The 3,278-nt window shown below is 46.7% G+C and carries 5 protein-coding genes; 2 read left to right on the forward strand and 3 right to left on the reverse strand.

Annotation, left to right across the window (positions count from 1 at the left end):
• A partial coding sequence (locus VIM87_RS00695) for a DUF6688 domain-containing protein (protein ID WP_331995105.1) occupies positions 1-534 on the forward strand: 534 nt, incomplete at its 5' end.
• 83 nt (positions 535-617) lie between these two features.
• The gene (locus VIM87_RS00700) at positions 618-764 is read left to right on the forward strand and encodes a hypothetical protein (RefSeq protein ID WP_331995106.1); all 147 of its coding nucleotides are present in this window, start codon (positions 618-620) and stop codon (positions 762-764) included.
• 72 nt (positions 765-836) lie between these two features.
• On the opposite strand, the gene VIM87_RS00705 is transcribed toward VIM87_RS00700, so the two are convergent.
• The 3 genes from VIM87_RS00705 to VIM87_RS00715 all read right to left on the reverse strand — a co-directional run.
• Positions 837-1,526, reverse strand: a complete 690-nt coding sequence (locus VIM87_RS00705) for a LytTR family DNA-binding domain-containing protein (protein WP_331995107.1) — start codon at positions 1,524-1,526, stop codon at positions 837-839.
• Entirely contained in the window at positions 1,516-2,559 is a 1,044-nt protein-coding gene (locus VIM87_RS00710; RefSeq protein WP_331995108.1) for a sensor histidine kinase, read from the reverse strand. The genes VIM87_RS00705 and VIM87_RS00710 overlap by 11 nt, the downstream gene beginning before the upstream one ends.
• The coding region (locus VIM87_RS00715; RefSeq protein WP_331995109.1) for an ABC transporter permease at positions 2,556-3,278 on the reverse strand (723 nt) is incomplete at its 5' end. The genes VIM87_RS00715 and VIM87_RS00710, both read right to left, overlap by 4 nt.

The following is a 3,278-nucleotide window of genomic DNA, read 5'->3' on the forward strand; positions in this document are numbered from 1 at the left end:
CTTTTACTGGTGCTTTGTTTGCCGTTCTTATTAATATTAACCGCAATCTTATTGCTGTTTGGGCAAAAGCCGGATTCGCTTATAAGGGCTTTTACCGACACGTATGCCCATGGGCTTTCACAATGGGATTATAAATGCGATAACGTAGAATGCGGCGGCCACTACCTTTGCTCCGTAGCTGCCAACGGGCATAAACGCCTGGTAAAGCCGGTACGTTATGGAACCCGTAATAATGGCATCATTATCTGTAACCGGCAATTGCTGGTGGCGAATGCATTTGAGGAGCTGTTGCAGGAAAGAATGCCGGCAGTACACCGCTTTATAAGAACGCAATACAATAAGGTGGGTAACCTGATCCATCGCTACTACAATATTTTCAACAATAAGATCATTTCAGACATTGTGTACATTCTTATGAAGCCGCTGGAATGGTGTTTCCTGTTGGTGCTTTACACTTTCGACCGCAAACCGGAGAACCGCATTGCCACGCAATACCTGACCAAAACAAACCGGGCAGCAACCATACCGCAGTAAAAACCCTCTTTTTAAGGGATTACCTGCTATCTCCTTTTACCCTATTTTAGATGCTATTATCAACCTTTTAACCTTATTGGATCATGAAAAAGAAAGCATCTCAAAAATTGCAGATCGTGAAGATCAAAATTTCCAAGCTGAGCAAAACCAATGCGCCTGCAGAGAACAAACAACGTACTTTGCCTACCACACAGTTTATTTCCTGTGGCGAAACTTTCTGGGTTTGCTAATTACAGCCTGAAACGCATGAAGCTTTTAACTGGAAAGGTGAATGGACAATTTTGTTCATTCACCTTTTCATTTCAGCCCTTTACGATCAGCCCGTAAAACCCTTTCCGGTACGTGTCTGAAACCGGTATGATCATTTCCCCGATCTTAATCCCATCCCGCTCTATAGCATCGATCTTATCAATAGCCACCATATAGGATTTATGCACCCGGCAAATAATGGCAGGCGGAATTTCCTGCTCAAACTCTTTGAACGTTTGCAGGGTCATAATACGTTTATGCAGGGTATGAATGCGGCGGTAATCCCGCATACCTTCAATGTACAGGATCTCCTGCAACAGCACTTTTTCCAGGCGGTATTCTGTTTTTACAAAAATGAACTTCTTTTCAGGGGCAGCAGCTTGTCTGGAGAGGTTATGTTTCGCTTTTTCCGCCGCCTGCAGAAAACGTTCGAACGTATAGGGTTTCAGCAGGTAGTCGGTAACATTCAGGTCAAAGCCTTTGAGGGCAAATTCATCATAAGCGGTAATAATGATCACTTCCAGCTGCAGGCGGGCGCTTTCCAGCAGCTGAATGCCGGAGAGCTCACCAATATTAATGTCCAGGAACACCAGGTCCACCGGGGTAGCTTTCAGGAACACCAGCGCATCCACGCCATTATCAAAAACAGTTAGCAGGTTCAGGTACGGCAGCTTTTGAATATAGTTCTTCAGCCGTTCCTGCGCCAGGGGCTCATCCTCCACTATAATGCAGTTAATTTTCATGCGTATGCAGTATAAGGTTCACTTTGTAAATGCCATTCTGTTGGGTAATAGCCAATGTGTGTTTGTTGGGATAAAGCAGCGCCAGGCGTTTTTGCAGCAGCGTATGCCCCAGCCCGTTAGCGCCTTCAATAGGGTGGGGCGCTAAGCTGTACCGGTTCTCACAGTCAAATACCAGCCTGCCGGCCTCAATGCACAGCTGAATGCGGATGGCATTGGCCGTTCTTTCGTGTGTAGCATGTTTAAAAGCATTTTCTATATAAGGGATGAACAGCAGCGGCTCTATCATCAGGTTGCCGGTTTCCCCTTCCACAGAATAATGTACATAGTCAGTATTGGCGGTACGGATCTTTTGCAGGGCAATATACTTTTCAATATAGGCCAGCTCTTTGGATAGGGAGATCTGTTCCGTTTTTGTTTCATACAGCATAAACCGCATAATGTCCGACAGCTTGTTCAGGTAAAGGGATGCCTGCGCAGCATCTTTTTCTATCAGCACATCAATATTGTGAATGGTGTTGAACAAAAAGTGCGGGTTCAGCTGCGATCTTACCAGGGCCAGCTCCGTTGCATGGTTCTTTTGCGTAAGCTCCTCTTTAATGCGGATGTCGCCATACCAGGATATAAATCCGCGCATCACCAGGCCAATAATGCCATGTACACCGGCCAGCAGCGCCAGGAAAATGGTCATCCACATTACTTCCCGCCAGTCTGTATGCACGCCCCAGGTGCCGGGAATGGAAAGCACTAAAAGCGTAATAACAGCACTGCCTAACATACCTAAAGCACCAAACAGCAACAGCGCCGGGAACTTTTTAGTTTGCAGGAAACGGGTGAACAGCAGGCCATAGAAGAAATAAAAGCCCAGCAGCCCGGGTAAAAAGCTGAAAACGCCCGCACCCGACACCAGCCATATGTACAGCATATCTGCAAAAGTTCTGTGCCCCCTGGTAGAAATAAGCATGAACAATGATACCAGCAGTATATAGGTGAACCAGTATCCTAAATGCAGCAATATAACAGCGGACCTTTTCAATCTTTCTGCTTTTTATAATAATACAATAACCAGCTTGCGATGGTGAACCCGCAAAAATAGCTGAGGGGTAAGGTATATAGCGCTGCAGCCGGTTGTTTGCCAATAAATTTGAGTGTTCCGTAAATGTAAGGAATAATGTAGCCATATTTCCACTTCACCGCTATGATGGAAGCCGTTAGCAGGCCAAGACCTGCGCCCACCGGCACCAGGAAGTTCCGGAACTGCAGGCTTAATAAATATTGCAGCGCTACAATGGGCAGGCATGCTATAAAGAATTGGCCGCTGCCCCGCAGGTAAGCTGTAACCGGAAAGGCTGCACGGGGAAAAGGTATATGCCGGTTAAAGAGGGCAGGCACTATCCCGGTAAGACAAATGCCGATGTTGAACAGCACAAAGAATTGCAGCAGCATTACCAGTATCACTGCCAGCTTGGCGCTGAAAATAACATGCAGTTTTTGCGGTGTGCTGTGCACCAGCTTCCAGGCATTGTTCTTTACTTCCAGCTGGGTAATTAAGCTGCTCACCAGTATTACGCCCATGGGCAGTAACAGCACTGCCATATACTCCCAGTTATCGGTATACAATTGCTGCCACACCCGGGGCGATGCATTAACCACCGCCGAATCAGCCGCATAATAGAACCGTTGGAACAGTACAATAAGAGGGATAAAGAATGCGCCGCATATGGTAAGCCAGGAGGACAGGCTATGGCGGGGTTT

It is taken from the genome of Chitinophaga sp. (genome assembly GCF_036569125.1).
Taxonomy (GTDB): Bacteria; Bacteroidota; Bacteroidia; order Chitinophagales; family Chitinophagaceae; genus Chitinophaga.

Coding starts and splice junctions, on each gene's coding strand:
- VIM87_RS00705 (WP_331995107.1), bottom strand. CDS start 1,526: ATGAAAATTAACTGCATTATAGTGGAGGATGAGCCCCTGGCGCAGGAA.
- VIM87_RS00700 (WP_331995106.1), top strand. CDS start 618: ATGAAAAAGAAAGCATCTCAAAAATTGCAGATCGTGAAGATCAAAATT.